Here is a 26887-nt window from a genome sequence, read left to right on the forward strand (position 1 = left end):
CGATAACCCGCTTATCTACTGTTTGCAATCAAAAGGAATTAGGTATGGCTTCATTTACATCTCTTGGCGTTGGTTCGAATCTGCCGCTGGATACATTGCTAAACAACCTGACCATCGCTGAAAAAAAACGCTTAAACCCAATTACTCAGCAACAGAGTGACAACACCGCACGTCTGACAGCCTATGGCACATTAAAAAGTGCATTAGAAAAATTCCAGACTGCAAATACTGCGTTAAATAAAGCCGATCTGTTCAAAAGCACTACCGTTACCAGTAGCAATGAAGACCTTAAAGTTTCCACCGAAGCAGGTGCTGCCCCCGGTATCTATACCATCAGCGTAACCCAACTGGCGCAGGCGCAATCTTTACGAACTGATTCCCCGACAATCATTGCATCAACAAAAGATGCACTGGGTGATGAGTCATCAGATACACGCACAATAAAAATTACCCAAGACGGCCGTAAAGAGCCGCTGGAAATCAAGCTCAATAAAGATCAGACGTCATTGGATGAGATCAGCAAAACCATTAACGATGCCGATAGTGGAATTTCCGCTAGTATCGTTAAAGTCAAAGATGGTGACTATCAATTGGTATTGACCGCCAGTGAAGGTCTGGCCAATAAAATGACCATATCTGTTGAGGGTGACAGTAAATTAAATGATCTGCTGGCTTATGACAGCAAGACCAACACCGGGAATATGAAGGAACTGGTTAACGCGCAAAATGCACAGCTAAACGTTAACGGTATCGATATTGAACGTTCAAGTAACAAAATTACCGATGCTCCTCAGGGAGTGACTCTCGATTTGACCAAAAAAGTCACTGACGTCCGGGTCACGGTGACAAAAAGCAACGATAAAGCAACCGAAGCAATTAAAGGCTGGGTGGATTCATATAACTCCCTCATTGACACCTTTAACACCCTGACAAAATATAAAGAAGTAGACCCAGGTGCTGAAGCACAAGATAAAAATAATGGTGCACTTCTCGGAGACAGCGTTGTACGTACAATTCAAAGCGGCATCCGCGCACAATTTGCAAACGGTGCCAGCGACGGTGCCTTCAAAACATTAAACGAGATCGGGATTAAGCAGGACGGCACGACGGGTAAGCTGAAAATTGATGATGATAAACTCAAAAAAGTCCTGAATGAAAATACAGCATCCGTACGTGAATTGCTGGTAGGCGATGGTAAAGAAACAGGAATTACCACCAAAATTGCCACCGAGGTAAAAGGTTACCTTGCCGATGATGGCATTATTGATAGCGCACAGGACAGTATTAACGCCACACTGAAAAAACTAACCAAACAGTATCTATCCGTCAGTGCCAGCATTGATGACACCGTGGCGCGTTACACTGCACAGTTTACGCAATTAGATACCATGATGAGCAAACTGAATAACACCAGTACCTATCTCAGCCAACAATTTACTGCAATGAGTAATTCCTGATCACGGAGGTCAGCATGTATACCGCGAGCGGCTCAAAAGCCTATGCACAAATTGGCGTCGAAAGCGCCGTAATGAGCGCCAGCCAGCAGCAGCTGGTCACCATGCTATTTGATGGAGTGCTGAGCGCACTGGTTAGAGCGCGCCTGTTTATGCAGGACAACAATCAGCAAGGCAAAGGCGTCTCTTTGTCAAAAGCGATCAACATCATTGAGAACGGACTGCGGGTGAGTCTTGATGAAGAGAGCAAAGACGAATTAACCCAAAACTTGATTGCTCTTTATAGCTATATGGTCAGGCGCTTGCTGCAAGCCAATTTACGCAACGATGTCTCCGCAGTCGAAGAAGTGGAAGCATTAATGCGTAATATTGCCGATGCCTGGAAAGAGTCGTTACTCTCCCCTTCTTTGATTCAGGACCCAGTCTGATGAACCATGCACCGCATTTGTATTTCGCCTGGCAACAACTCGTCGAAAAAAGCCAGCTCATGTTACGCCTGGCAACGGAAGAACAATGGGAAGAACTCATCGCCAGCGAAATGGCGTATGTGAATGCGGTGCAGGAGATTGCACATCTGACTGAAGAGATTGACCCGTCCACCACGATGCAGGAGCAGCTCCGCCCGATGCTGCGCCTGATTCTCGACAACGAAAGCAAGGTAAAGCAGTTATTACAGATTCGGATGGATGAACTGGCGAAACTGGTCGGTCAGTCATCGGTGCAAAAATCGGTGTTAAGTGCCTATGGCGATCAGGGCGGCTTTGTGCTGGCTCCGCAGGATAACCTCTTTTGAATCTGAACGAGTCGATGGCTCGCGAATAATCCGATTACGGCTACGCTTCTAATGTTCCCCTTGAATGGAGTCGAAGAATGCGTAATCCCACGCTGTTACAATGTTTTCACTGGTATTACCCGGAAGGCGGTAAGCTCTGGCCTGAACTGGCCGAGCGCGCCGACGGTTTTAATGATATTGGTATCAATATGGTCTGGTTGCCGCCCGCCTATAAAGGCGCATCGGGCGGGTATTCGGTCGGCTACGACTCCTATGATTTATTTGATTTAGGCGAGTTTGATCAGAAAGGCAGCATCCCTACTAAATATGGCGATAAAGCACAACTGCTGGCCGCCATTGACGCTCTGAAACGTAATGACATTGCGGTGCTGTTGGACGTGGTAGTCAACCACAAAATGGGCGCGGATGAAAAAGAAGCTATTCGCGTGCAGCGTGTAAATGCTGATGACCGTACGCAAATTGACGAAGAAATCATAGAGTGCGAAGGCTGGACGCGTTACACCTTCCCCGCCCGTGCCGGGCAATACTCGCAGTTTATCTGGGATTTCAAATGTTTTAGCGGTATCGACCATATCGAAAACCCTGATGAAGATGGCATTTTTAAAATTGTTAACGACTACACCGGTGAAGGCTGGAACGATCAGGTTGATGATGAACTCGGTAATTTCGATTATCTGATGGGTGAGAATATCGATTTCCGCAATCATGCCGTGACGGAAGAGATTAAATACTGGGCGCGCTGGGTGATGGAACAAACACAATGCGACGGTTTTCGTCTTGATGCGGTCAAACATATTCCGGCGTGGTTTTATAAAGAGTGGATCGAACACGTACAGGAAGTTGCGCCAAAGCCGCTGTTTATTGTGGCGGAGTACTGGTCGCATGAAGTCGATAAACTGCAAACGTATATTGATCAGGTGGAAGGCAAAACCATGCTGTTCGATGCGCCGCTGCAGATGAAATTCCATGAAGCATCGCGCATGGGGCGCGACTACGACATGACGCAGATTTTCACGGGTACATTAGTGGAAGCCGATCCTTTCCACGCCGTGACGCTCGTTGCCAATCACGACACCCAACCGTTGCAAGCCCTCGAAGCGCCGGTCGAACCGTGGTTTAAACCGCTGGCGTATGCCTTAATTTTGTTGCGGGAAAATGGCGTTCCTTCGGTATTCTATCCGGACCTCTACGGTGCGCATTACGAAGATGTCGGTGGTGACGGGCAAACCTATCCGATAGATATGCCAATAATCGAACAGCTTGATGAGTTAATTCTCGCCCGTCAGCGTTTCGCCCACGGTGTACAGACGTTATTTTTCGACCATCCGAACTGCATTGCCTTTAGTCGCAGTGGCACTGACGAATATCCCGGCTGCGTGGTGGTCATGTCGAACGGGGATGATGGCGAAAAAACCATTCATCTGGGAGAGAATTACGGCAATAAAACCTGGCGTGATTTTCTGGGGAATCGGCAAGAGAGCGTAGTGACCGACGAAAACGGCGAAGCGACCTTCTTTTGCAACGGCGGCAGCGTCAGCGTGTGGGTTATCGAAGAGGTGATTTAAATTCATCCCCGGCGGCAAGCCGGGGAGATTTCATTACGGCAGTGGCGTCGGTAACGGCGCTTTATCCAGCGCGGCGGCACACTCTGCCGTCGGGCGATCCACACGCTCCATCGTCATACCATCGTACTCAATGGTGTTACCGTCACGCTCAACCTCGTACAGCTCACGTTTTACGGTAACGTTAGTGAGATCATCAGACATCAATGTCAACTTGCCCGGCACGGCAATCACCCGCTGCCACTGACGGCAATCCAGGGTATCGCCCTCTTTAGTGACAATCAGGCTGCCTATCGCTTCCGGACTGACCAGCGCACGTTGCGGCCCTTTGGTCTGCCAGTAGCCCGCCAGCCAGTCCGGCGCGGGGGTTTTCACGACATTGTTATAGTTTTCGACTTCGGCACAGCCCGCCAGCAACATGAGCGCGCCTGCAATTGCGAGTTTTTTCATCATTCGTCCTGCATGAGAAGAAAAGAGGATTGTGGCATTAAAGCCCTGATGTCGCCAGCCTTTCCAGGTTCAGAGAGAAATTTGATCTAACTATTATTTTTGTGAATTATTACCCCGAAAATAAATTTGCATGATGTATGATTCGCGATTCTTGTTTCAAACCTTCTGAGTTCAGAGGCTACATTCATGTCATGGCAGCAATTCAAACACGCCTGGTTGATTAAATTCTGGGCACCCATCCCTGCGGTCATCGCGGCGGGTATTCTCTCCACTTACTATTTTGGCATTACTGGCACCTTTTGGGCTGTCACGGGTGAATTTACCCGTTGGGGCGGTCAGCTCCTGCAGCTGTTTGGCGTCCATGCTGAAGAGTGGGGTTATTTTAAAATTATCCATCTGGAAGGATCGCCATTAACCCGCATCGACGGGATGATGATCCTCGGCATGTTTGGCGGCTGCTTTGCCGCAGCGCTGTGGGCCAACAATGTCAAACTGCGCATGCCGCGCAGCCGTATCCGCATTATGCAGGCCATTATTGGCGGCATTATCGCCGGTTTTGGCGCGCGTCTGGCAATGGGCTGTAACCTGGCGGCGTTCTTTACCGGCATTCCTCAGTTCTCGCTGCATGCCTGGTTCTTTGCCATCGCCACTGCCATTGGTTCATGGTTTGGCGCGCGCTTTACCCTGCTGCCCATCTTCCGTATTCCCGTGAAAATGCAGAAAGTTTCTGCCGCCTCACCGCTGACGCAAAAACCGGATCAGGCGCGGCGTCGTTTTCGTCTCGGGATGCTGGTCTTTTTCGGCATGCTGGGCTGGGCGCTGCTCACGGCGATGAACCAACCCAAACTGGGGCTGGCAATGCTGTTTGGCGTCGGCTTTGGTTTACTGATTGAACGTGCGCAAATCTGCTTTACTTCGGCGTTCCGCGATATGTGGATCACCGGACGTACCCATATGGCGAAAGCAATCATTATCGGTATGGCGGTGAGTGCCATCGGGATCTTCAGTTACGTACAGTTAGGCGTTGAACCCAAAATCATGTGGGCGGGACCAAACGCGGTAATTGGTGGTTTACTGTTTGGTTTTGGCATCGTGCTGGCAGGCGGCTGCGAAACCGGCTGGATGTACCGCGCGGTAGAAGGCCAGGTGCACTACTGGTGGGTCGGTCTGGGCAATGTGATCGGCTCGACGATTCTGGCGTATTACTGGGATGATTTCGCTCCGGCGCTGGCCACCGACTGGGACAAAATCAACCTGCTGAAAACCTTTGGCCCGATGGGTGGCCTGCTGGTGACATATTTGCTGTTGTTTACTGCGCTGATGTTGATTATCGGCTGGGAAAAACGCTTCTTCCGCCGTGCGGCACCGCAGACTGCTAAGGAGATCGCATGAAAAATATCGTTCCTGATTACCGCCTTGATATGGTGGGTGAACCCTGCCCTTATCCGGCAGTCGCAACTCTTGAGGCGATGCCGCAGTTAAAAAAAGGGGAAATCCTGGAAGTGGTGAGCGACTGTCCACAGTCGATCAATAATATTCCACTGGATGCGCGTAATCACGGCTATACGGTGCTGGATATTCAGCAAGACGGGCCGACCATTCGTTATTTAATTCAGAAGTAATCCCTCATTCCCGCTGTGGCCCACAGCGGGAACATCGTTGCCTCTGACACATAGATTTTACCCGCCCCCTCTCCTATTCTTTTCAGTATGATCTCAGGAGGTTTCTATGTGTGGACGCTTTGCCCAATCCCAAACGCGTGAAGATTACCTTGCGCTTCTCGCGGAAGATATTGAACGCGATATTCCCTACGATCCCGAACCCATTGGCAGATACAACGTCGCGCCGGGAACCAAAGTTCTTCTGCTCAGTGAACGTGATGAACACCTTCATCTAGATCCGGTTTTCTGGGGATATGCTCCCGGATGGTGGGATAAACCGCCGCTGATTAACGCCCGCGTAGAAACTGCGGCCACCAGTCGTATGTTTAAACCGCTCTGGCAACATGGTCGGGCAATCTGTTTTGCCGATGGCTGGTTTGAGTGGAAAAAAGAAGGCGACAAAAAACAGCCTTATTTTATCTATCGCGCTGATGGACAACCTGTTTTTATGGCCGCGATAGGTAGCACACCGTTTGAGCGCGGTGACGAAGCCGAAGGATTTTTAATTGTCACTGCAGCAGCAGACCAGGGTCTGGTAGATATTCATGACCGCCGCCCGCTGGTTCTGTCGCCAGAAGCTGCACAGGAATGGATGCGGCAAGAGATTGGCGGTAAAGAAGCATCAGAAATTGCTACCAACGGCTGTGTGCCAGCAAACCAGTTCACCTGGCACCCGGTATCGCGCGCGGTAGGTAATGTCAAAAACCAGGGCGCGGAGTTAATTCAACCTGTTTGTTGACATCCTCCACGCCCTGAAGGACGAGGATCCCTGCTACGTTCAGGCTGTCGCCTGAATCATTTCGGTGGGTTCCTGCTTCAACGGGCGGCCTGACTGCACCATCTCTCCACAGGCAAGAACGGCGTGCCCCGCCGCTAAAATGTTACGAGCGCCATTTACATCGGCGTTCGCTGTATATCCACATACCTGGCATCTGAATTTACTTTGTGACAGGCGGTTTTCTTTCGCTGTATGACCACAGCACGCGCAACGCTGGCTTGTGTACGCTGGCGGAACAGCAAGCACCTGACCGCCACGCCAGAGCTGCTTGTACTCAAGCTGGCGGCGCATTTCATACCAGCCCTGATCCAGTATCGAACGGTTTAAACCTGATTTTGCCCGGACATTGCGCCCCGGCTGGCTGACCGTACCCGCTGCTGACTTTGACATGTTGCTGACCTTCAAATCCTCAATGACTATCATTGCGTGGTTTTTGCTGACGGTCGTTGTGACTTTGTGAAGGTAGTCCCTGCGGATATTTGCGATACAGGAATGCAGTCGCTGTATTTTGCGTTTCTGCTTTTGCCAGTTGTTGCTGAATTTGACCTTGCGGCTTAACTGTCGCTGAAGTCTCGCCAGCTTCTTCTGGTTTTTCTGAAAACTGTTTACAGGCTCAAAGACTGTGCCATCTGACAGCGTGGCGAGTTTAGCCACGCCAGCATCCAGCCCGACCATTGATGCTGAAGGGTGAACCGGAGTTGATACTTCACTTTCTGTCTGAATACTGATGTACCACTTACCGCAGGACTGGCTGACAGTGACATTTTTCACAACACCCGTGACCTGACGGCTGTTCCGGTAGCGCATCCAGCCCAGTTTCGGCAGAAAAATACGGCTGTTTTCCTGATCGAGCTTAACGCCCTGCGGGTAGCGGAATACATCATTCTGTCCCCGCTTTTTGAATCGGGGAAAAGCAGCCCGATTCTGGAAGAAGTTTTTGTAAGCCCGCTCAAGGTCTTTCAGTGACTGTTGCAATGGCTGTGACGGGGCATCTTTAAGCCATTGCGTTTCAGTGGCATTTTTCCACTCAACCAGCCAGGAAGCCATTTTCCCGTAAGGGATGTATTTATTACCGACCTCATGATTCTCATTCTGACGTGCCAGAGCACGATTGAAAACGAAACGACATGCGCCTGCGAAGCGCCTCATTTCACGCTCCTGTTGACCACCGGGTCTTAACTGGAATTTAAATGCTTGTAGTCGTTTCACAGGCCAAATGATACTTTGGTCTGTGAAAAAAGAAACCGATATCCGGCGTGGAAGGCATTGTGTTTTCCTGATGCATGTTCACCTGGTCTTTGTCACCAGATACCGACGTCAGATTTTTGACCATGACGCGACAGAAAAACTACGCACTTACTTTTCAAATGTATGTGCTGATTTTGAAGCTGAACTGGTTGAAATGGATGGCAAACCAGATCACGTCCATTTGTTAATTAACTATCCTCCCAAACTGGCGATATCCAGTCTGGTAAACAGCCTCAAAGGCGTATCGGGTAGGTGACTGCGACGAGATCGACCAGATATTGCAGTCAGGTATTACTACAAAGGCGTTTTGTGGAGTCCTGGCTATTTTGCCAGTAGCTGCGGAGGTGCGCCAATATCCGTCATCCGCCAATACATTGAACAACAGCAAACACCTGGTTAGGTGGAAAACCACGCCTTATATCCCTGCCCTGAAGGACGGGGTTTTACGGCGCACCGGATAAGCCTGGAGATTATCTACACCAGCATGGACATCATTGTACTATGCCCCGTACATGCCCCATCACATCCTCAACATCAAAGTATTAGAGCCTTGCAAACCATTATGCGTCTCAGTTTGTCTCATCTATCTTACGCAAAAAAAATAGAACTAATATCAAGCGGCGCTATATTGCGTATTAAATAAAACCACCTCAATTACATTAATAAATCTAAACAAACATCATGCAAATAATTTCCATGGTTATTTCTAGGCTATTTAAATTAAATAAATAAATTATGAGTCAATCATAAATAACAACCTTTAATATAATTTAACTACCAAATTTATATTCGTTCACAAAATAGTCATGCATTGTGTGCAATAGAAACAGTTCAGATAAAGATAGGGATCTACTTCACAATTTAAATGAGAAACTAAAACTTACATCTTGAAATAATCTCATTGATTGGATGAATATTTGTAGTGCAGTGACATCATTTTTAAATAATAGTTCAAATAAAAGGCTCACGATGAAAAAATTAACAGTGGCAATTTCTGCTGTAGCTGCATCTTAACGTATAAACTAGATTTAATAACAACGAACTAGATTTAATAACAACGATATCCGTACCTATCCGGATATCTAATGTCATAAGCATCCCTTTAATTATCCCCTCAACCTCTTGTAACTTTCCCACTCTTGAACTCCACATAGTCCAAACGCCGGATGCAAAAAAATCACACGTGCATTTCTGAAATTGTGATGGAGGAAGATAGTATCAATTATATGTGCTTATAAACGTCCCCGATTAGCGCAGAAGTCACCGGATTGTTCAGGCTCCAATAGGTTGAGTATGCCGTATTTATTTTCCAAAATAAAAATCTATGCTGTTGCTCCTTCATAAAATACTTTTACTCTCTGGACGCTTTTCTTAGCTCTCTTGGTGTTATCTTAAAACGATTATGGAACCTTTCAGTAAAACGAGAAGGACACTTGTAACCATTTTCCCTGGCAATCTCGCTGATGGGTTTTACTGTCGTTTGTATAGCAGACAACGCATTATTTAACCTCACGTCGTCCAATATACTTTGAAAACTTACTCCCTCGCTTGCCAGACGGCGATGCAATGTGGAAACAGAAATGTAGAGATATCTCGCTACCTTGTTTGCTGTCCATTTTGTTCCAGGTTCGGATAGCATTAGGTTATAACAACGACTTATTAATGATTGTTTACTATCTGATAAAAGTAAACAATTAACATGATGTGCTCCTAATGAAAGTAGAACGCCCATTGCTAAGTGTTCCTGAATTTGCGTTGAGAAGCCTCGGGAAATAGATGTTTTTAGTTGCTCCCAACAATATATTAACTCGGGATTCTGAGGTAAGCAGAAACCTGTCGTGTTACGAATTTGATCGGTTATCGCATAAAGATTTTGGAACTTTTCAATTAGATCAATGGGATAATAAAGCATTTCTGCAAGATAAAGACCTGCTTCTGGGTAATTCGCAATATAAAATTCATATCCACAGGGAAATAATATTATCTGATTATTATCAACAGTTAGACTATGCGTCTCCCAATTGATAATTTTTTTTCCCTGACGGATACGACATAAAGCTGGCATAAGAGGCTTAACCCTGTGAATCTCATGATGTTTATGCATCCGTATTTCTTCAATCTTTAGGTTAGTCCTATCTTTTGCCAGCATACTCTTATCCTACTTTACCTCATAAACGGGTATTATCTCAGCGGTTGCAATTTTATTGGCATTAAGCATATAACCAACTAACGCTCCGCTGGAATTAGAATCCACAGGAATCTTATCAGTTTTTAGAGCCCATATTTTAAACTGGTAATGATGGGGTTTATCTCCTTTGGGAGGACATGCTCCACCAAATCCCGCATAGCCAAAATCATTTCGGCCTTGGACAGCACCAGTCGGAAGTTTTGTACCATCACGTCTTCCTGCATCAGCGGGCAAATATGTTACCGTTGCTGGAATATTAGCAACAGTCCAGTGCCACCATCCGCTGCCTGTAGGCGCATCTGGATCATACACAGTTACGGCAAAGCTGTTGGTGCCTTCTGGAGCACCAGACCAGGTTAATGAGGGCGATGTATTACCCCCCTCACACCCAAATCCAGAAAATACATGAGACGTTGTAAGTTGCTCTCCTGTTTTTATTTCATTACTAGTGACCTGAAATGCTGCGGCCTGCGCAGAAAATGTTATGAATGCCAATACACTTGAAACGATAAGTTTTTTCATAAAAACCTCTTTGTTGTGACCTATCGTTATTTTATTTGATGTGCATTGATCTCATTATGCAAAAAGGCGCAATGATCGCGCAAATGCAATCATAATTATAAAGTTGCCCCGAACATTAGCCATAATATGCACAAATCAGATTCCTGTTATCTCAAGGATGATTATTTTTTAATGCGGTGCGCTTCGTGACAACAAGTTAATGACTAACACACCGGCACAAATCAACATCATGCCTATGATGGCTGGCAAGTCCAGTCGTTGGCCAAAAAATCCCCAGGAAAGCAAACTAATCAGAACGATACCGACTCCTGACCAGATAGCATAAGCAATCCCTGTAGGTATATAAGCCAGTGTCTGAGCTAATAACCAAAATGATGCACAATAGCAAATAATTGTGCCAACAGAGGGCCATAACCGTGTAAACCCCTCTGAAAACTTCATTAAGGTTGTACCAATGACCTCTGCAAGTATTGCGCCACCAAGATAAATATAAGGGTTCATAGCATATTCTTTCCTGTTCATACTGGAGAGAATTGTACTACAGTTTGAACACAACTCACCGTTTTCATCCTGGTGTATGTGTATCCAGGGGGCTCTGGCGTGGCAAGAGATAAAGGCAGGAACAATAATGATCAGAAGGAACCCCAGGCTAACAAAAGAGTTCACTCTTCCTATGAGCAAAGCGAAGACAAAACATGTTATCGCGTTTACGGATCGTGGATGGCAGAAAACTTTCAGGATCAGGTATCCATTTTAAACCAGAAATTGAGTGAGTTTGCCCCATCCATGCCCCAAGCGGTGAGATTGGAAGTAATTAACAACAGGTTACAAAACCTACACCTGCATGGACATCACTTCCTGATACGCCGCCACCAGCTTATTACGCACCTGAATCCCCATTTGCATAGAAACTGAGGCTTTTTGCATATCGGTCATCACATCGTTTAACGCCACGCCGGGTTCACCGAGGGTGAATTTTTCTGCCTGCGTGCGGGCAGCTGTTTGTGTATCGCTAATGCGATCGAGCGCGGCGTGCAGCTGCCCGGCAAAACTAATGGTCGGTTGCGGCAGTGAATCCTGTGCACGCGCACTCATCGCCGTAGCCTGTAACTGGCTGATAACCCCTTCAATCCCCTGTATCGCTGACATTTTCGTCTCCTGGATAATTTCTGGTAGCAAAGCCTACCAGTAAGTCAATAAGACAAAGGCGCTAAATAGCAACAAAAAAACGGGTTTATTGGCGGATAGAAAAAAACGAAAGCACAAATAATGGCAGCGTCAATTTTTCGAGTTTGCTGACCCGGGAGTGAGTCTTGTTCCACTTTGCCAATAACGCCGTCCATAATCAGCCACGAGGTGCGCGATGAATGCGACTGCAGCCCAGACAAAATCTCTTGAGTGGCTTAATCGCCTGCGTGCGAATCCGAAAATTCCATTGATTGTTGCCGGTTCCGCGGCAGTGGCGGTCATGGTCGCACTGATCCTGTGGGCGAAAGCCCCCGACTACCGCACATTATTCAGCAATCTTTCCGATCAGGATGGTGGCGCAATTGTCAGCCAACTGACGCAAATGAATATTCCTTACCGCTTCAGCGAAGCCAGCGGCGCTATTGAAGTTCCGGCAGATAAAGTTCACGAACTGCGTCTGCGCCTGGCACAACAAGGTTTGCCCAAAGGCGGCGCGGTCGGTTTCGAACTACTCGATCAGGAAAAGTTTGGTATCAGCCAGTTCAGCGAACAGGTGAATTATCAGCGGGCGCTGGAAGGCGAGCTTTCTCGTACCATCGAAACTATCGGCCCGGTAAAAGGGGCGCGCGTACATCTGGCAATGCCGAAACCGTCTTTATTCGTCCGTGAACAAAAATCCCCTTCTGCATCGGTGACGGTAAATCTGTTACCCGGCCGCGCACTCGATGAAGGGCAAATTAGCGCCATTGTGCATCTGGTTTCCAGCGCCGTTGCTGGTCTGCCGCCGGGAAACGTCACGCTGGTGGATCAGGGCGGACATCTGTTAACCCAGTCCAATACCAGCGGGCGCGATCTTAATGATGCTCAGTTGAAATATGCCAGCGATGTCGAAGGCCGTATTCAGCGGCGTATTGAAGCAATCCTGTCGCCTATTGTTGGTAACGGTAATATTCACGCCCAGGTCACGGCGCAGCTGGACTTCGCCAGTAAAGAACAAACGGAAGAACAGTATCGCCCTAACGGTGATGAATCTCAGGCGGCGCTTCGTTCACGCCAGCTTAATGAGAGCGAGCAAAGCGGTTCCGGTTATCCGGGCGGCGTACCGGGGGCGTTGTCGAATCAACCGGCACCTGCGAATAACGCGCCAATCAGCACGCCTCCGGCAAATCAAAATAACCGCCAGCAGCAGGCGAGCACCACCAGCAATAGTGGGCCGCGTAGCACACAGCGGAATGAAACCAGTAACTACGAAGTCGATCGCACCATTCGTCATACCAAAATGAACGTGGGCGATGTGCAACGTCTGTCAGTCGCGGTAGTGGTGAATTACAAAACCTTGCCAGACGGTAAACCATTGCCTCTCAGCAACGAACAGATGAAGCAAATTGAAGATCTGACCCGCGAGGCGATGGGCTTTTCTGAAAAACGCGGTGACTCGCTCAATGTCGTTAACTCGCCGTTCAATAGCAGTGACGAAAGCGGCGGAGAACTGCCGTTCTGGCAACAGCAAGCGTTTATCGATCAGTTGCTGGCTGCCGGTCGCTGGTTGCTGGTACTGCTGGTGGCGTGGCTGCTGTGGCGGAAAGCGGTACGCCCGCAGTTAACACGTCGCGCTGAGGCGATGAAAGCTGTACAGCAACAGGCGCAGGCCCGTGAGGAAGTGGAAGATGCGGTGGAAGTCCGCCTGAGCAAAGACGAACAACTCCAACAACGACGCGCTAACCAACGTCTGGGGGCAGAAGTCATGAGCCATCGTATCCGTGAAATGTCTGATAACGATCCGCGCGTGGTGGCGCTGGTCATTCGCCAGTGGATAAATAACGATCATGAGTAACCTGACAGGCACCGATAAAAGCGTCATCCTGCTGATGACCATTGGCGAAGACCGGGCGGCAGAGGTGTTCAAGCACCTCTCCCAGCGCGAAGTGCAAACCCTGAGCGCTGCAATGGCGAACGTCACGCAGATCTCCAACAAGCAGCTAACCGATGTGCTGGCGGAGTTTGAGCAAGAAGCTGAACAGTTTGCCGCACTGAATATCAACGCCAACGATTATCTGCGTTCGGTATTGGTCAAAGCTCTGGGTGAGGAACGTGCCGCCAGCCTGCTGGAAGATATTCTCGAAACTCGCGATACCGCCAGCGGTATTGAAACGCTCAACTTTATGGAGCCGCAGAGTGCCGCCGATCTGATTCGCGATGAGCATCCGCAAATTATCGCCACCATTCTGGTGCATCTGAAGCGCGCCCAGGCCGCCGATATTCTGGCGTTGTTCGATGAACGTCTGCGCCACGACGTGATGTTGCGTATCGCCACCTTTGGCGGCGTGCAGCCAGCCGCGCTGGCGGAACTGACCGAAGTACTGAATGGCTTGCTCGACGGTCAGAATCTCAAGCGCAGCAAAATGGGCGGCGTGAGAACGGCAGCCGAAATTATCAACCTGATGAAAACTCAGCAGGAAGAAGCCGTTATTACCGCCGTGCGCGAATTCGACGGCGAGCTGGCGCAAAAAATTATCGACGAGATGTTCCTGTTCGAAAATCTGGTGGATGTCGACGATCGCAGCATTCAGCGTCTGTTGCAGGAAGTGGATTCCGAATCGCTGTTGATCGCGCTGAAAGGGGCCGAGCAGCCACTGCGCGAGAAATTCCTGCGCAATATGTCGCAGCGTGCCGCCGATATTCTGCGCGACGATCTCGCCAACCGTGGTCCGGTGCGTCTGTCGCAGGTGGAAAACGAACAGAAAGCGATTCTGCTGATTGTGCGCCGCCTTGCCGAAACTGGCGAGATGGTAATTGGCAGCGGCGAGGATACCTATGTCTGATAATCTGCCGTGGAAAACCTGGACGCCGGACGATCTCGCGCCACCACAGGCAGAGTTTGTGCCCATGGTCGAGCCGGAAGAAACCATCATTGAAGAGGCCGAACCCAGCCTTGAGCAGCAACTGGCGCAACTGCAAATGCAGGCCCATGAGCAAGGTTATCAGGCGGGAATTGCCGAAGGTCGCCAGCAAGGTCATGAGCAGGGCTATCAGGAAGGACTGGCCCGGGGGCTGGAGCAAGGTCTGGCAGAGGCGAAGTCTCAACAAGCGCCAATTCATGCCCGGATGCAGCAACTGGTCAGCGAATTTCAAACTACCCTTGATGCGCTTGATAGTGTGATTGCTTCGCGCCTGATGCAGATGGCGCTGGAGGCGGCACGTCAGGTGATCGGTCAGACGCCAACAGTGGATAACTCGGCACTGATCAAACAGATCCAACAGTTGTTGCAGCAAGAACCGTTATTCAGCGGTAAACCACAGCTGCGCGTGCACCCGGATGATCTGCAACGTGTGGATGATATGCTCGGCGCAACCTTAAGTTTGCATGGCTGGCGCTTGCGGGGCGATCCCACACTCCATCCTGGCGGCTGTAAAGTCTCCGCCGATGAAGGCGATCTCGACGCCAGTGTCGCCACTCGCTGGCAAGAACTCTGCCGTCTGGCAGCACCAGGAGTGGTGTAATGACCACGCGCCTGACTCGCTGGCTAACCACGCTGGATAACTTTGAAGCCAAAATGGCGCAGTTGCCTGCGGTACGTCGCTATGGGCGATTAACCCGCGCTACCGGGCTGGTGCTGGAAGCCACCGGATTACAATTGCCGCTCGGCGCAACCTGTGTCATTGAACGCCAGAACGGCACTGAAACGCACGAAGTAGAAAGTGAAGTCGTTGGCTTTAACGGTCAACGGCTGTTTTTAATGCCGCTGGAGGAAGTCGAAGGTGTCCTGCCCGGCGCGCGTGTTTATGCCAAAAACATTTCGGCAGAAGGGCTGCAAAGCGGCAAGCAGTTACCGCTCGGTCCGGCGTTATTAGGTCGTGTTCTGGACGGCAGCGGTAAACCGCTCGATGGCCTCCCCTCCCCCGATACGACGGAAACCGGTGCGCTGATTACCCCGCCATTTAACCCGTTGCAACGTACACCGATTGAACATGTGCTGGACACCGGCGTGCGCCCAATCAATGCCCTGCTTACCGTTGGGCGTGGGCAGCGTATGGGACTGTTTGCCGGGTCTGGCGTTGGTAAAAGTGTGCTGCTGGGGATGATGGCCCGTTACACCCGCGCCGATGTCATTGTCGTGGGTTTGATTGGTGAACGTGGGCGCGAAGTAAAAGATTTTATTGAGAATATCCTCGGTGCCGAGGGACGTGCACGCTCCGTGGTGATTGCCGCTCCGGCGGATGTCTCTCCGCTTCTGCGAATGCAAGGTGCCGCCTATGCCACGCGAATTGCCGAAGATTTTCGCGATCGTGGTCAGCATGTGTTGCTGATTATGGACTCCCTCACCCGCTACGCGATGGCCCAGCGTGAAATTGCGCTGGCGATTGGCGAACCACCTGCCACTAAAGGTTATCCACCGTCGGTGTTTGCCAAATTACCGGCACTGGTCGAGCGTGCCGGAAATGGAATTAGCGGCGGCGGCTCGATTACCGCGTTTTATACCGTGCTCACCGAAGGCGATGACCAGCAGGACCCCATTGCAGACTCCGCGCGGGCGATCCTCGACGGTCACATTGTGCTGTCTCGCCGACTGGCGGAAGCCGGGCACTATCCGGCTATCGATATTGAAGCGTCGATCAGCCGCGCAATGACGGCGTTGATCAGTGAGCAACATTACGCGCGAGTGCGCACCTTCAAACAGCTGTTGTCGAGTTTTCAGCGTAACCGCGATCTGGTTAGCGTCGGCGCGTATGCCAAAGGCAGCGATCCGATGCTCGACAAAGCCATCGCCCTGTGGCCGCAGCTGGAGGGCTATTTGCAACAAGGCATTTTTGAACGTGCGGACTGGGAAGCGTCTCTCCAGGGGCTGGAGCGTATTTTCCCGACAGTGTCATAACCCAGGAGATAACGGCAGATGGCAGAACATGGCGCGCTGGCGACCCTGAAAGATCTGGCAGAAAAAGAGGTAGAGGATGCCGCGCGCCTGCTGGGTGAAATGCGTCGCGGGTGTCAGCAGGCGGAAGAACAGCTCAAAATGCTGATCGATTATCAGAATGAATATCGCAATAACCTCAACAGCGATATGAGTGCCGGGATGACCAGCAACCGCTGGATCAACTATCAGCAGTTTATCCAGACGCTGGAAAAAGCCATTACTCAGCATCGCCAGCAACTTAATCAGTGGACGCAGAAAGTTGACATTGCCCTGAACAGCTGGCGAGAAAAGAAACAACGTTTGCAGGCCTGGCAGACACTGCAGGAACGGCAATCCACGGCGGCACTGCTTGCAGAAAACCGCCTCGATCAGAAAAAGATGGATGAGTTCGCCCAGCGCGCCGCCATGAGGAAACCTGAATGATTCGCTTAGCGCCCTTAATTACCGCCGACGTTGACACCACCACATTGCCTGGCGGCAAAGCCAGCGATGCTGCACAAGATTTTCTCGCGTTGTTGAGCGAAGCATTAGCAGGCGAGACAACTACCGACAAAGCGGCCCCCCAGTTGCTGGTGGCAACAGATAAGCCCACGACAAAAGGCGAGCCGCTGATCAGCGATATTCTTGCCGACGCGCAACAAGCGGATTTACTGATCCCCGTGGATGAAACACCGCCTGTCATCAACGACGAACAATCCACATCAACACCATTAACCACCGCTCAAACGATGACGTTGGCTGCGGTGGCTGGCAACAATACGGCAAAAGACGAAAAAGCGGATGATCTGAATGAAGACGTCACCGCAAGCCTGAGCGCCCTTTTTGCGATGTTGCCGGGTTTTGACAATACGCCCAAAGTGACTGATGTGCCGTCAACCGTGTTACCGGCAGAGAAACCAACGCTCTTCACAAAACTGACTTCTGCGCAACTCACAACAGCACAGCCTGATGATGCCCCCGGCACGCCAGCTCAGCCATTAACACCGCTGGTAGCAGAAGCCCAGAGTAAAGCGGAAGTCATCAGCACACCTTCACCGGTGACCGCTGCCGCCAGCCCGCTAATCACTCCACACCAGACACAGCCACTGCCCACCGTCGCCGCGCCTGTGTTGAGTGCACCGCTGGGTTCTCACGAATGGCAACAATCATTAAGCCAGCATATTTCGCTGTTCACCCGCCAGGGGCAACAAAGTGCAGAGTTGCGTCTGCACCCGCAGGATTTAGGTGAAGTGCAAATCTCCCTCAAAGTGGATGATAACCAGGCGCAAATCCAGATGGTTTCACCGCATCAACACGTACGCGCCGCCCTGGAAGCAGCGCTTCCGGTACTGCGAACGCAGCTGGCCGAAAGTGGCATTCAGTTAGGGCAAAGCAACATCAGTGGCGAAAGCTTTAGTGGTCAGCAGCAGGCCGCTTCCCAGCAACAGCAAAGCCAACGCACAGCAAACCATGAACCTCTGGCGGGGGAAGACGACGATACGCTTCCGGTTCCCGTCTCTTTACAAGTACGTGTAACAGGCAACAGCGGCGTTGATATTTTCGCCTAACGTCAGAGGTAGCACCGTAATCCGCGTCTTTTCCCCGCTTTGTTGCGCTCAAGACGCAGGATAATTAGCCGATAAGCAGTAGCGACACAGGAAGACCGCAACACATGACTGATTACGCGATAAGCAAGAAAAGCAAGCGATCGCTTTGGATCCCGATTCTGGTATTCATTACCCTCGCGGCCTGTGCCAGCGCAGGTTACAGCTACTGGCATTCGCATCAGGTTGCCGCTGACGACAAAGCGCAGCAACGCGTCGTGCCCTCCCCGGTCTTCTATGCGCTGGATACCTTTACGGTCAATCTGGGCGATGCAGATCGCGTACTTTATATCGGCATAACCCTGCGCCTGAAAGATGAAGCTACCCGCTCGCGGCTGAGTGAGTATTTGCCGGAAGTCCGTAGCCGTTTGCTGTTACTGTTTTCGCGTCAGGATGCTGCCGTACTGGCGACAGAAGAAGGCAAGAAAAACCTGATTGCCGAGATTAAAACCACGCTTTCCACCCCGCTTGTTGCCGGGCAACCGAAACAGGATGTCACCGACGTGCTGTATACCGCTTTTATTCTGCGATAACGACATGGGCGATAGTATTCTTTCTCAAGCTGAAATTGATGCGCTGTTGAATGGTGACAGCGAAGTCAAAGACGAACCGACAGCCAGTGTTAGCGGCGAAAGTGACATTCGTCCGTACGATCCGAATACCCAACGACGGGTTGTGCGCGAACGTTTGCAGGCGCTGGAAATCATTAATGAGCGCTTTGCCCGCCATTTTCGTATGGGGCTGTTCAACCTGCTGCGTCGTAGCCCGGATATAACCGTCGGGGCCATCCGCATTCAGCCGTACCATGAATTTGCCCGCAACCTGCCGGTGCCGACCAACCTGAACCTTATCCATCTGAAACCGCTGCGCGGCACAGGGCTGGTGGTGTTTTCACCGAGTCTGGTGTTTATCGCCGTGGATAACCTGTTTGGCGGCGATGGACGCTTCCCGACCAAAGTGGAAGGTCGCGAGTTTACCCATACCGAACAGCGCGTCATCAACCGCATGTTAAAGCTGGCGCTTGAAGGCTATAGCGACGCCTGGAAGGCGATTAATCCGCTGGAAGTTGAGTACGTGCGTTCGGAAATGCAGGTGAAATTTACCAATATCACCACCTCGCCGAACGACATTGTGGTTAACACGCCGTTCCATGTGGAGATTGGCAACCTGACCGGCGAATTTAATATCTGTCTGCCATTCAGCATGATCGAGCCGCTACGGGAATTGTTGGTTAACCCGCCGCTGGAAAACTCGCGTAATGAAGATCAGAACTGGCGCGATAACCTGGTGCGCCAGGTGCAGCATTCACAGCTGGAGCTGGTCGCCAACTTTTCCGATATCTCGCTACGCCTGTCGCAGATTTTAAAACTGAAACCCGGCGACGTCCTGCCGATAGAAAAACCCGATCGCATCATCGCCCATGTTGACGGCGTCCCGGTGCTGACCAGTCAGTACGGCACTCTCAACGGTCAGTATGCGTTACGGATAGAACATTTGATTAACCCGATTTTAAATTCTCTGAACGAGGAACAGCCCAAATGAGTGACATGAATAATCCGGCCGATGACAACAACGGCGCAATGGACGATCTGTGGGCTGAAGCGTTGAGCGAACAAAAATCAACCAGCAGCAAAAGCGCTGCCGACGCGGTGTTCCAGCAATTTGGCGGTGGTGATGTCAGCGGAACGTTGCAGGATATCGACCTGATAATGGATATTCCGGTCAAGCTGACCGTCGAGCTGGGCCGTACGCGGATGACCATCAAAGAGCTGTTGCGTCTGACGCAAGGGTCCGTCGTGGCGCTGGACGGTCTGGCGGGCGAACCACTGGATATTCTGATCAACGGTTATTTAATCGCCCAGGGCGAAGTGGTGGTCGTTGCCGATAAATATGGCGTGCGGATCACCGATATCATTACTCCGTCTGAGCGAATGCGTCGCCTGAGCCGTTAGTGATGAATAACCACGCTACTGTGCAATCTTCCACGCCGGTTTCTGCTGCGCCACTGCTGCAGGTCAGCGGCGCACTCATCGCCATTATTGCCCTGATCCTCGCTGCTGCCTGGCTGGTAAAACGGTTGGGATTTGCCCCGAAACGCACTGGCGTTAACGGTCTGAAAATTAGCGCCAGTGCTTCGCTGGGCGCGCGTGAACGGGTTGTGGTGGTCGATGTGGAAGATGCACGGCTGGTGCTCGGCGTTACCGCAGGGCAAATCAATCTGCTGCATAAACTTCCCCCTTCAGCACCAACAGAAGAGATACCGCAGACCGATTTTCAGTCGGTCATGAAAAATTTGCTTAAGCGTAGTGGGAGATCCTGATGCGTCGTTTGTTGTCTATCGCACCTGTCCTTCTCTGGCTGGTTACGCCCCTCGCCTTCGCGCAACTGCCGGGTATCACCAGCCAGCCGCTGCCTGGCGGTGGACAAAGCTGGTCGCTCCCGGTGCAGACGCTGGTGTTCATCACCTCGTTGACGTTTATTCCGGCAATTTTACTGATGATGACCAGTTTCACCCGCATCATCATTGTTTTTGGTTTATTGCGTAACGCGTTGGGAACACCCTCCGCGCCACCTAACCAGGTATTGCTGGGACTGGCGCTGTTTTTGACCTTTTTTATTATGTCGCCGGTGATCGATAAAATTTATGTCGATGCGTACCAGCCATTCAGCGAAGAGAAAATCTCAATGCAGGAGGCGCTGGAAAAAGGGGCGCAGCCGCTGCGTGAGTTTATGCTGCGTCAGACCCGCGAGGCGGATTTAGGGTTGTTTGCCAGACTGGCGAATACTGGCCCGTTGCAGGGACCTGAAGCTGTGCCGATGCGCATTTTGCTCCCGGCCTACGTGACCAGCGAGTTGAAAACCGCATTTCAGATAGGCTTCACGATTTTCATTCCTTTTTTGATTATCGACCTGGTGATTGCCAGCGTGTTGATGGCATTGGGGATGATGATGGTTCCCCCAGCCACAATTGCTCTGCCCTTTAAACTGATGCTGTTTGTACTGGTGGATGGCTGGCAATTGCTGGTCGGTTCGCTGGCGCAGAGCTTTTACAGCTAGAGAGGCAAAATGACACCTGAATCGGTCATGATGATGGGGACTGAAGCGATGAAAGTCGCGCTGGCACTGGCTGCCCCGCTGTTGCTGGTGGCGCTGGTCACGGGTCTTATCATCAGTATTTTGCAGGCCGCCACCCAGATTAACGAAATGACGCTGTCGTTTATTCCGAAAATCATCGCCGTATTTATCGCCATTATTATTGCCGGACCGTGGATGCTCAATCTGTTGCTGGATTACGTCCGCACCTTGTTCACTAACCTGCCGTATATCATCGGGTAGGCCGTACAATGATGCAGGTGACAAGCGATCAATGGCTTTCCTGGCTAAGTCTGTACTTCTGGCCGTTACTGCGCGTGCTGGCGCTCATTTCTACCGCGCCAATTCTGAGCGAACGCAGCGTGCCGAAGCGGGTAAAACTGGGTCTGGCAATGATGATCACGTTCGCTATTGCCCCATCATTACCTGCCAACGATGTTCCTGTTTTTTCGTTCTTTGCTCTGTGGCTGGCCGTGCAGCAGATCCTGATCGGCATTGCGCTTGGTTTCACCATGCAATTTGCCTTTGCCGCTGTGCGAACCGCTGGCGAAATTATCGGTCTGCAAATGGGGCTGTCATTTGCGACGTTTGTCGATCCGGCCAGCCATCTCAACATGCCCGTTCTAGCGCGTATCATGGATATGCTGGCGTTACTGCTGTTCCTGACATTTAACGGTCATTTATGGTTGATTTCACTGCTGGTCGATACCTTTCACACCCTGCCGATTGGTGGCGAACCGTTGAACAGCAATGCGTTTCTGGCACTCACCAAAGCAGGGAGTTTGATTTTCCTTAACGGGCTGATGCTGGCGTTACCGCTCATTACTCTGCTGCTGACCCTGAATCTGGCATTAGGTTTACTGAATCGTATGGCCCCGCAATTATCCATTTTTGTTATTGGATTTCCATTAACTCTGACTGTCGGTATCTCTTTAATGGTGGCATTAATGCCGTTAATTGCGCCTTTTTGCGAACATTTATTCAGTGAGATGTTTAATTTGCTGGCTGATATTATTAGTGAATTGCCATTAATATAATTCCGTAACGTTTACCATGTTATCCTAAGGATTATCCGAAAAATAATACCTACGAACATCTTCCAGGATACTCCTGCGGCGAAATATTTGTTTTAAGCTCACTCACATATCGCAACATTTACTTTACTTTAAGACAATTCCAGGCAAATTATACAACACTTTACGGGATAGTAAGTCCGCCTGAAAAATCGCGAGAGTGGCGCATTAGGTGACCCATGTTGTTCCGTTTAGTCATGATGAAATATTCAGGTAAGGGGAATTATCGTTACGCATTGAGTGAGGGTATGCCATGTCAACGATTATTATGGATTTATGTAGTTACACCCGACTAGGTTTAACCGGGTATCTGTTGAGTAGAGGGGTTAAAAAAAGAGAAATCAACGACATTGAAACCGTTGATGACCTTGCCATAGCTTGTGATTCACAGCGCCCTTCAGTGGTGTTTATTAATGAGGACTGTTTCATCCATGATGCTTCTAACAGTCAGCACATCAAGCACATCATTAATCAACATCCCAATACGTTATTTATCGTTTTTATGGCAATTGCCAATGTTCATTTTGATGAATATCTATTGGTCAGAAAAAATTTATTGATAAGTTCTAAATCGATTAAACCGGAATCTCTCGACGATATCCTTGGCGATATTCTGAAAAAAGAGACAACGATAACCTCTTTTTTAAATATGCCGACGTTATCATTGAGCCGAACCGAATCGAGTATGTTGCGAATGTGGATGGCAGGTCAGGGAACCATTCAAATCTCTGACCAAATGAATATCAAAGCCAAGACCGTTTCATCGCATAAAGGTAATATTAAACGTAAGATCAAAACGCATAATAAACAGGTTATCTACCATGTCGTCCGACTGACGGATAATGTGACTAATGGTATTTTTGTCAACATGCGCTAACACATTCTGACTGGTGGTTTCCCACCAGTCAGGCTGAATAAGATTACTCTGCTTTCTCCACAAAGATACCGTCCTGATGCCCTGCTTCATTAAAGAACCAGATGCCGAGCGGGTAGTCTTCCAGCGAAACCAGGTACATTGTGCCTTCACTAAACACCTCAACTGCCAGTACCACGCCAGGACGACGCGGACCGCCATCCGTTTTGACTGTTACCCGATCATTCACCTTCATCGTTTTCCTCCTGTGGCTTTGTGCCAGTGTAGAACAATTTCGTTTTTCTGGCAGCGCCAGGCGCGCGCGAGTGCTGATTTTCTCGACGGTCTATACTTAAGTGATGCCAGGCGGACTTAACGACTGGCGGCAACAACAGAGTAACGGTTGCGAGGAAAGATGATGAAAACCGCAAAAGAGTACAGCGATACCGCAAAACGTGAGGTCAGCGTCGATGTCGATGCCCTGCTGGCGGCGATCAATGAAATTAGCGAAAGCGAAGTTCATCGCAGCCAGAACGATTCTGAACACGTTAGCGTCGATGGACGTGAATATCATACATGGCGTGAATTGGCGGATGCCTTCGAACTGGATATTCATGACTTCAGCGTCTCTGAAGTGAATCGTTGAATGCACAATAAAAAAATCCCGACCCTGAGGGGGTCGGGATGAAACTTGCTTAAGCAAGAAGCACTTAAAAAATTCGTTACACCAGGAAATCTGATGTGTTCATCACCTTATCCGCAATTTTTTTCGCTGACAAGAAAATATTCGCTATATGAATGATTAACGCTACTTATGAATAGAAATGTGACGCACGTCACCCCTTGGTGGCTCTGGCGTCAGCGGGATCGCTCCCGAAAAAATCATCTTTGATAATTTGTGCTGTTTTGAGAATCATCCTGGTAAGGGGAGAACTGCGCGACCATGTTTTCAATTCAACAACCACTACTGGTTTTTAGCGATCTTGATGGCACCCTGCTGGACAGTCATAGTTATGACTGGCAACCAGCTGCCCCCTGGCTCAGCCGTTTACGCGAAGCGAATGTTCCCGTCATTCTCTGTAGCAGTAAAACTTCAGCGGAAATGCTGTACTTGCAAAAAACGTTGGGGCTACAAGGGTTACCGCTGATTGCCGAAAATGGCGCAGTGATCCAGCTTGCTGAACAATGGCAGGATATAGACGGTTTTCCACGCATCATCTCAGGTATTAGCCATGGCGAAATCAGCCAGGTTTTAAATACGCTACGCGAGAAAGAACATTTTAAATTCACAACTTTTGATGATATCGACGATGCAACCATCGCCGAATGGACGGGATTAAGCCGTAGCCAGGCGGCGCTGACGCAGCTGCATGAGGCGTCGGTAACGCTAATCTGGCGCGACAGTGACGAGCGTATGGCACAATTTACCGCTCGTCTGAACGAACTGGGCTTACAGTTTATGCAGGGTGCGCGCTTCTGGCACGTCCTGGATGCCTCTGCCGGAAAAGATCAGGCTGCCAACTGGATTATCGCGACCTATCAACAATTGTCAGGCAAACGCCCAACCACACTTGGCCTGGGCGATGGGCCAAACGATGCGCCCTTACTGGAGGTAATGGATTACGCCGTGATTGTGAAAGGGCTAAACCGTGAAGGGGGGCATCTGCATGATGAGGATCCGGCCCACGTCTGGCGAACGCAGCGTGAAGGACCGGAAGGATGGCGTGAAGGGCTGGACCATTTTTTCTCCGCCCGTTAAGCGTTATCGCTCGCGAATACCCGATTACGCCCAGCCTGTTTAGCGAGATAAAGCCGACGGTCGGCCAGTGACTGGAGTTGTTCAAAATCATAATCACCGGTTTCCTCGCTGCTACTTACCCCCAACGAGGCACTGATGCGTATCGTCGTACTCTTGGCAATCAACATCTCTTTTTCATTTAACTTCAGGCGAATACGTTCTGCGACTTCCGCAGCCTCCGTCAGACTCGCGCCTGGCAGAATCACACAAAACTCCTCACCACCGACCCGCCCGGCAACGTCCTGCGCACGCAAGGAACTGCTAATTAATCCGGCAGCATGAGAAAGAACACGGTCGCCCGCCTGATGACCAAAGCGGTCATTAATCGCTTTAAAATGGTCAAGATCGACCTGAATGACAGAAAAAGGATGTTGGTGCGTCTGACACAATTTAGCGAGCGGACGGGCTTTTTCGAACAGTGCGCCACGATTATATAAACGGGTTAAGGTGTCGTGCCACGCCTGCCACTGCAACGAGCTTTGCAGAACATACATGTTGCTGACCATCCGGCGAATCACATACCAGGAGATGAGTAACATGGTGGTAAAGAGCGCCCACAGCAGGGTTAATGCAATGCTGATACTGCCGAAATCGCCGCGCACGCCTTCGCTTAACGTATGGACGCGCACCAGCACACCGTCGAAATGGTTCAGACGTTCCCAGCTAACATAGCGACTGTCCATACGAATGCCGCCCCGCGTGTCATGTTCCATTGCCTGCGCCAGCAAGGCCAGTTCACGAGGGTCAAAAATATTCCCTGTTGGATGGTCAGGATTGGAAGAGGTCAAAAATCTCAGCTTACTGTCATAGAGCTGATACTCACCATCGAGGTTTTTATCGATGGCGTTTCTTAAAAATTGCTGCATGGTACGCACGGGAATACTCATCCCCAGCACGCCATACCAGTAGTTATTACTGTCTACCGGAACACTGACGGTAACCTGCGGTTCAGTATTGCTGGCGTGTTCCGGTTGCGAAGTGAACCAGCGTACCGCGCGGTGACGATTTTCTCGTTGCGAATGGCCGATAAACCAGGGTTGGGTGACATAGCCGTAATAACGCGTTGGTACATTGCGCGTAAACAAGGTCGGCTGCGTCGAAACGTAAAATCCGGCACGCGAGACATACATCGCCTGTTCAACCATCGACGAGGTGTTGTGCGCCAGTCGCAGCAAGTAACCAACTTCCAGTGCAGCGGTAATTTCATTGTCGAGGCTTTCATTTTCGCGAGACAGGAGATTCCCCTCGCTGACTAATGCATCCGATACGCCATTGACTGACAGGGTGCGTCGTCGGTTGAGTTCGATTTGCCAGGCGTGCTCGTCGCGATGCTGTTCGAACTCGGTTACAGCATCACGCAGAGAGGTGAAATCCAGTGGCGCTACGAGAGCTTCGCGCATGCCATTACGCAAAAAGATCAGTTTGTCGACGTTATACTGCAAATGCTTATCGAGCGCGTTGGCTACGTTTTCCAGATGATTACGCTGGCTGGAGATATAGGCATCTTCCAGCACTACCACTTCACGCCAGGTCAGCAAGGTGGAAAAAAGCAATACCACGATAAAGCAGAGATTAACGACATGACCAGGCCCCAGGCGGCGTGCGAGTTTTTTCAACCAGCTCTGGTTTTCCATTTTTGTCTCGTGCTGCACCCTGACGACTCCCAACCTGCTTTTTTATGATTCTGGCATAACCTGGCGATAGCGTACCGCAAAACAGCGATAATTTTA

31 protein-coding genes and 1 pseudogene are annotated in these 26887 nt (G+C 50.2%); 24 read left to right on the forward strand and 8 right to left on the reverse strand.

Annotated features, from left to right (window positions below; translation table 11 throughout):
- Positions 1–44: 44 nt before the first annotated feature.
- The 4 genes from fliD to amyA all read left to right on the forward strand — a co-directional run bounded on the left by fliD (position 45) and on the right by amyA (position 3812).
- Positions 45–1457, forward strand: coding sequence for a flagellar filament capping protein FliD (gene fliD / locus BEB54_RS03995; RefSeq protein ID WP_000146101.1), 1413 nt, complete (start codon positions 45–47; stop codon positions 1455–1457).
- A gap of 14 nt (positions 1458–1471) precedes the next feature.
- Positions 1472–1882 (forward strand): flagellar export chaperone FliS, encoded by a 411-nt coding sequence (gene fliS / locus BEB54_RS04000; protein ID WP_000287768.1) that lies wholly within the window; start codon positions 1472–1474, stop codon positions 1880–1882.
- On the forward strand, positions 1882–2247 hold the full coding sequence (gene fliT / locus BEB54_RS04005; protein ID WP_001015040.1) for a flagella biosynthesis regulatory protein FliT: 366 nt from the start codon (positions 1882–1884) through the stop codon (positions 2245–2247). Before fliS ends, fliT begins: the two co-directional genes overlap by 1 nt.
- Before the next feature lie 77 nt (positions 2248–2324).
- On the forward strand, positions 2325–3812 hold the full coding sequence (gene amyA / locus BEB54_RS04010) for an alpha-amylase (RefSeq protein ID WP_001245699.1): 1488 nt from the start codon (positions 2325–2327) through the stop codon (positions 3810–3812).
- A gap of 33 nt (positions 3813–3845) precedes the next feature.
- Here the strand turns inward: amyA and yedD are convergent, their stop codons facing one another.
- Positions 3846–4259 (reverse strand): lipoprotein YedD, encoded by a 414-nt coding sequence (gene yedD / locus BEB54_RS04015; RefSeq protein ID WP_001295642.1) that lies wholly within the window; start codon positions 4257–4259, stop codon positions 3846–3848.
- A gap of 186 nt (positions 4260–4445) precedes the next feature.
- Between yedD and yedE the strand changes: the two genes are divergently transcribed.
- From yedE to BEB54_RS04035, 3 genes are all read left to right on the forward strand, one after another.
- The gene (gene yedE, locus BEB54_RS04025; protein ID WP_000118901.1) at positions 4446–5651 is read left to right on the forward strand and encodes a selenium metabolism membrane protein YedE/FdhT; all 1206 of its coding nucleotides are present in this window, start codon (positions 4446–4448) and stop codon (positions 5649–5651) included.
- Positions 5648–5881 carry a sulfurtransferase-like selenium metabolism protein YedF gene (yedF, locus tag BEB54_RS04030; protein ID WP_000790504.1) on the forward strand — a complete coding sequence of 78 codons (234 nt, stop codon included), beginning with the start codon at positions 5648–5650 and terminating at the stop codon, positions 5879–5881. Before yedE ends, yedF begins: the two co-directional genes overlap by 4 nt.
- A gap of 106 nt (positions 5882–5987) precedes the next feature.
- Complete coding sequence (locus tag BEB54_RS04035) at positions 5988–6659, forward strand: SOS response-associated peptidase (RefSeq protein WP_000334599.1); 672 nt, start codon at positions 5988–5990, stop codon at positions 6657–6659.
- 39 nt (positions 6660–6698) lie between these two features.
- Here the strand turns inward: BEB54_RS04035 and BEB54_RS04040 are convergent, their stop codons facing one another.
- The gene (locus tag BEB54_RS04040) at positions 6699–7907 is read right to left on the reverse strand and encodes an RNA-guided endonuclease InsQ/TnpB family protein (RefSeq protein WP_000826464.1); all 1209 of its coding nucleotides are present in this window, start codon (positions 7905–7907) and stop codon (positions 6699–6701) included.
- A 7-nt stretch (positions 7908–7914) separates the two neighbouring features.
- Between BEB54_RS04040 and tnpA the strand changes: the two are divergent.
- Positions 7915–8346: pseudogene (gene tnpA, locus BEB54_RS04045) on the forward strand (IS200/IS605 family transposase).
- A 951-nt stretch (positions 8347–9297) separates the two neighbouring features.
- On the opposite strand, the gene BEB54_RS04060 reads toward tnpA, so the two are convergent.
- The 4 genes from BEB54_RS04060 to fliE all read right to left on the reverse strand — a co-directional run bounded on the left by BEB54_RS04060 (position 9298) and on the right by fliE (position 11805).
- Positions 9298–10095, reverse strand: a complete 798-nt coding sequence (locus BEB54_RS04060) for a helix-turn-helix transcriptional regulator (RefSeq protein ID WP_000879831.1) — start codon at positions 10093–10095, stop codon at positions 9298–9300.
- A 9-nt stretch (positions 10096–10104) separates the two neighbouring features.
- Entirely contained in the window at positions 10105–10656 is a 552-nt protein-coding gene (ybcL, locus tag BEB54_RS04065) for a Raf kinase inhibitor-like protein YbcL (protein ID WP_001403087.1), read from the reverse strand.
- 168 nt (positions 10657–10824) lie between these two features.
- The gene (emrE, locus tag BEB54_RS04070; RefSeq protein ID WP_001070440.1) at positions 10825–11157 is read right to left on the reverse strand and encodes a multidrug efflux SMR transporter EmrE; all 333 of its coding nucleotides are present in this window, start codon (positions 11155–11157) and stop codon (positions 10825–10827) included.
- A 333-nt stretch (positions 11158–11490) separates the two neighbouring features.
- The gene (fliE, locus tag BEB54_RS04080; RefSeq protein WP_001274295.1) at positions 11491–11805 is read right to left on the reverse strand and encodes a flagellar hook-basal body complex protein FliE; all 315 of its coding nucleotides are present in this window, start codon (positions 11803–11805) and stop codon (positions 11491–11493) included.
- Between the two features lie 214 nt (positions 11806–12019).
- Here fliE and fliF point away from each other — a divergent pair, with 214 nt between their 5' ends.
- The 14 genes from fliF to rcsA all read left to right on the forward strand — a co-directional run bounded on the left by fliF (position 12020) and on the right by rcsA (position 23383).
- Positions 12020–13678, forward strand: coding sequence for a flagellar basal-body MS-ring/collar protein FliF (gene fliF / locus BEB54_RS04085; protein ID WP_105282136.1), 1659 nt, complete (start codon positions 12020–12022; stop codon positions 13676–13678).
- Positions 13671–14666 carry a flagellar motor switch protein FliG gene (fliG, locus tag BEB54_RS04090; RefSeq protein ID WP_000067950.1) on the forward strand — a complete coding sequence of 332 codons (996 nt, stop codon included), beginning with the start codon at positions 13671–13673 and terminating at the stop codon, positions 14664–14666. The genes fliF and fliG overlap by 8 nt, the downstream gene beginning before the upstream one ends.
- Positions 14659–15345, forward strand: coding sequence for a flagellar assembly protein FliH (gene fliH, locus BEB54_RS04095; protein ID WP_001282706.1), 687 nt, complete (start codon positions 14659–14661; stop codon positions 15343–15345). The genes fliG and fliH overlap by 8 nt, the downstream gene beginning before the upstream one ends.
- Positions 15345–16718, forward strand: coding sequence for a flagellar protein export ATPase FliI (gene fliI, locus BEB54_RS04100; protein WP_000213311.1), 1374 nt, complete (start codon positions 15345–15347; stop codon positions 16716–16718). Before fliH ends, fliI begins: the two co-directional genes overlap by 1 nt.
- Positions 16719–16736: 18 nt before the next feature.
- Complete coding sequence (gene fliJ / locus BEB54_RS04105; protein ID WP_000807584.1) at positions 16737–17180, forward strand: flagellar export protein FliJ; 444 nt, start codon at positions 16737–16739, stop codon at positions 17178–17180.
- Positions 17177–18304: a flagellar hook-length control protein FliK gene (locus BEB54_RS04110; protein WP_000620066.1), complete on the forward strand. Its 1128-nt coding sequence runs from the start codon at positions 17177–17179 to the stop codon at positions 18302–18304. The genes fliJ and BEB54_RS04110 overlap by 4 nt, the downstream gene beginning before the upstream one ends.
- Positions 18305–18408: 104 nt before the next feature.
- Positions 18409–18873, forward strand: a complete 465-nt coding sequence (gene fliL, locus BEB54_RS04115; protein WP_000133106.1) for a flagellar basal body-associated protein FliL — start codon at positions 18409–18411, stop codon at positions 18871–18873.
- A 4-nt stretch (positions 18874–18877) separates the two neighbouring features.
- Positions 18878–19882 carry a flagellar motor switch protein FliM gene (gene fliM / locus BEB54_RS04120; RefSeq protein ID WP_001355882.1) on the forward strand — a complete coding sequence of 335 codons (1005 nt, stop codon included), beginning with the start codon at positions 18878–18880 and terminating at the stop codon, positions 19880–19882.
- Positions 19879–20292: a flagellar motor switch protein FliN gene (gene fliN, locus BEB54_RS04125; RefSeq protein ID WP_001282098.1), complete on the forward strand. Its 414-nt coding sequence runs from the start codon at positions 19879–19881 to the stop codon at positions 20290–20292. Before fliM ends, fliN begins: the two co-directional genes overlap by 4 nt.
- Positions 20293–20294: 2 nt before the next feature.
- A complete protein-coding gene (gene fliO, locus BEB54_RS04130) occupies positions 20295–20660 on the forward strand; it encodes a flagellar biosynthetic protein FliO (protein ID WP_001295640.1) in 366 nt (121 codons plus the stop codon).
- Positions 20660–21397: a flagellar type III secretion system pore protein FliP gene (fliP, locus tag BEB54_RS04135; RefSeq protein ID WP_001253428.1), complete on the forward strand. Its 738-nt coding sequence runs from the start codon at positions 20660–20662 to the stop codon at positions 21395–21397. Before fliO ends, fliP begins: the two co-directional genes overlap by 1 nt.
- Before the next feature lie 9 nt (positions 21398–21406).
- A complete protein-coding gene (gene fliQ, locus BEB54_RS04140; RefSeq protein WP_000187358.1) occupies positions 21407–21676 on the forward strand; it encodes a flagellar biosynthesis protein FliQ in 270 nt (89 codons plus the stop codon).
- 8 nt (positions 21677–21684) lie between these two features.
- The gene (gene fliR, locus BEB54_RS04145) at positions 21685–22470 is read left to right on the forward strand and encodes a flagellar biosynthetic protein FliR (RefSeq protein ID WP_001403088.1); all 786 of its coding nucleotides are present in this window, start codon (positions 21685–21687) and stop codon (positions 22468–22470) included.
- 289 nt (positions 22471–22759) lie between these two features.
- The gene (rcsA, locus tag BEB54_RS04150; RefSeq protein WP_000103987.1) at positions 22760–23383 is read left to right on the forward strand and encodes a transcriptional regulator RcsA; all 624 of its coding nucleotides are present in this window, start codon (positions 22760–22762) and stop codon (positions 23381–23383) included.
- Between the two features lie 43 nt (positions 23384–23426).
- On the opposite strand, the gene dsrB is transcribed toward rcsA, so the two are convergent.
- Positions 23427–23615, reverse strand: coding sequence for a protein DsrB (dsrB, locus tag BEB54_RS04155; protein ID WP_001403089.1), 189 nt, complete (start codon positions 23613–23615; stop codon positions 23427–23429).
- A gap of 162 nt (positions 23616–23777) precedes the next feature.
- Here dsrB and yodD point away from each other — a divergent pair, with 162 nt between their 5' ends.
- Positions 23778–24005: a peroxide/acid resistance protein YodD gene (gene yodD / locus BEB54_RS04165; RefSeq protein WP_000844800.1), complete on the forward strand. Its 228-nt coding sequence runs from the start codon at positions 23778–23780 to the stop codon at positions 24003–24005.
- 297 nt (positions 24006–24302) lie between these two features.
- Positions 24303–25118, forward strand: a complete 816-nt coding sequence (locus BEB54_RS04170; RefSeq protein ID WP_001403090.1) for a mannosyl-3-phosphoglycerate phosphatase-related protein — start codon at positions 24303–24305, stop codon at positions 25116–25118.
- On the opposite strand, the gene dgcQ is transcribed toward BEB54_RS04170, so the two are convergent.
- Positions 25115–26809: a cellulose biosynthesis regulator diguanylate cyclase DgcQ gene (dgcQ, locus tag BEB54_RS04175; RefSeq protein WP_001403091.1), complete on the reverse strand. Its 1695-nt coding sequence runs from the start codon at positions 26807–26809 to the stop codon at positions 25115–25117. The genes BEB54_RS04170 and dgcQ overlap by 4 nt on opposite strands.
- Positions 26810–26887: the final 78 nt, after the last annotated feature.

It is taken from the genome of Escherichia sp. MOD1-EC6021, assembly GCF_002965245.1.
Taxonomy (GTDB): Bacteria; Pseudomonadota; Gammaproteobacteria; order Enterobacterales; family Enterobacteriaceae; genus Escherichia; species Escherichia coli_F.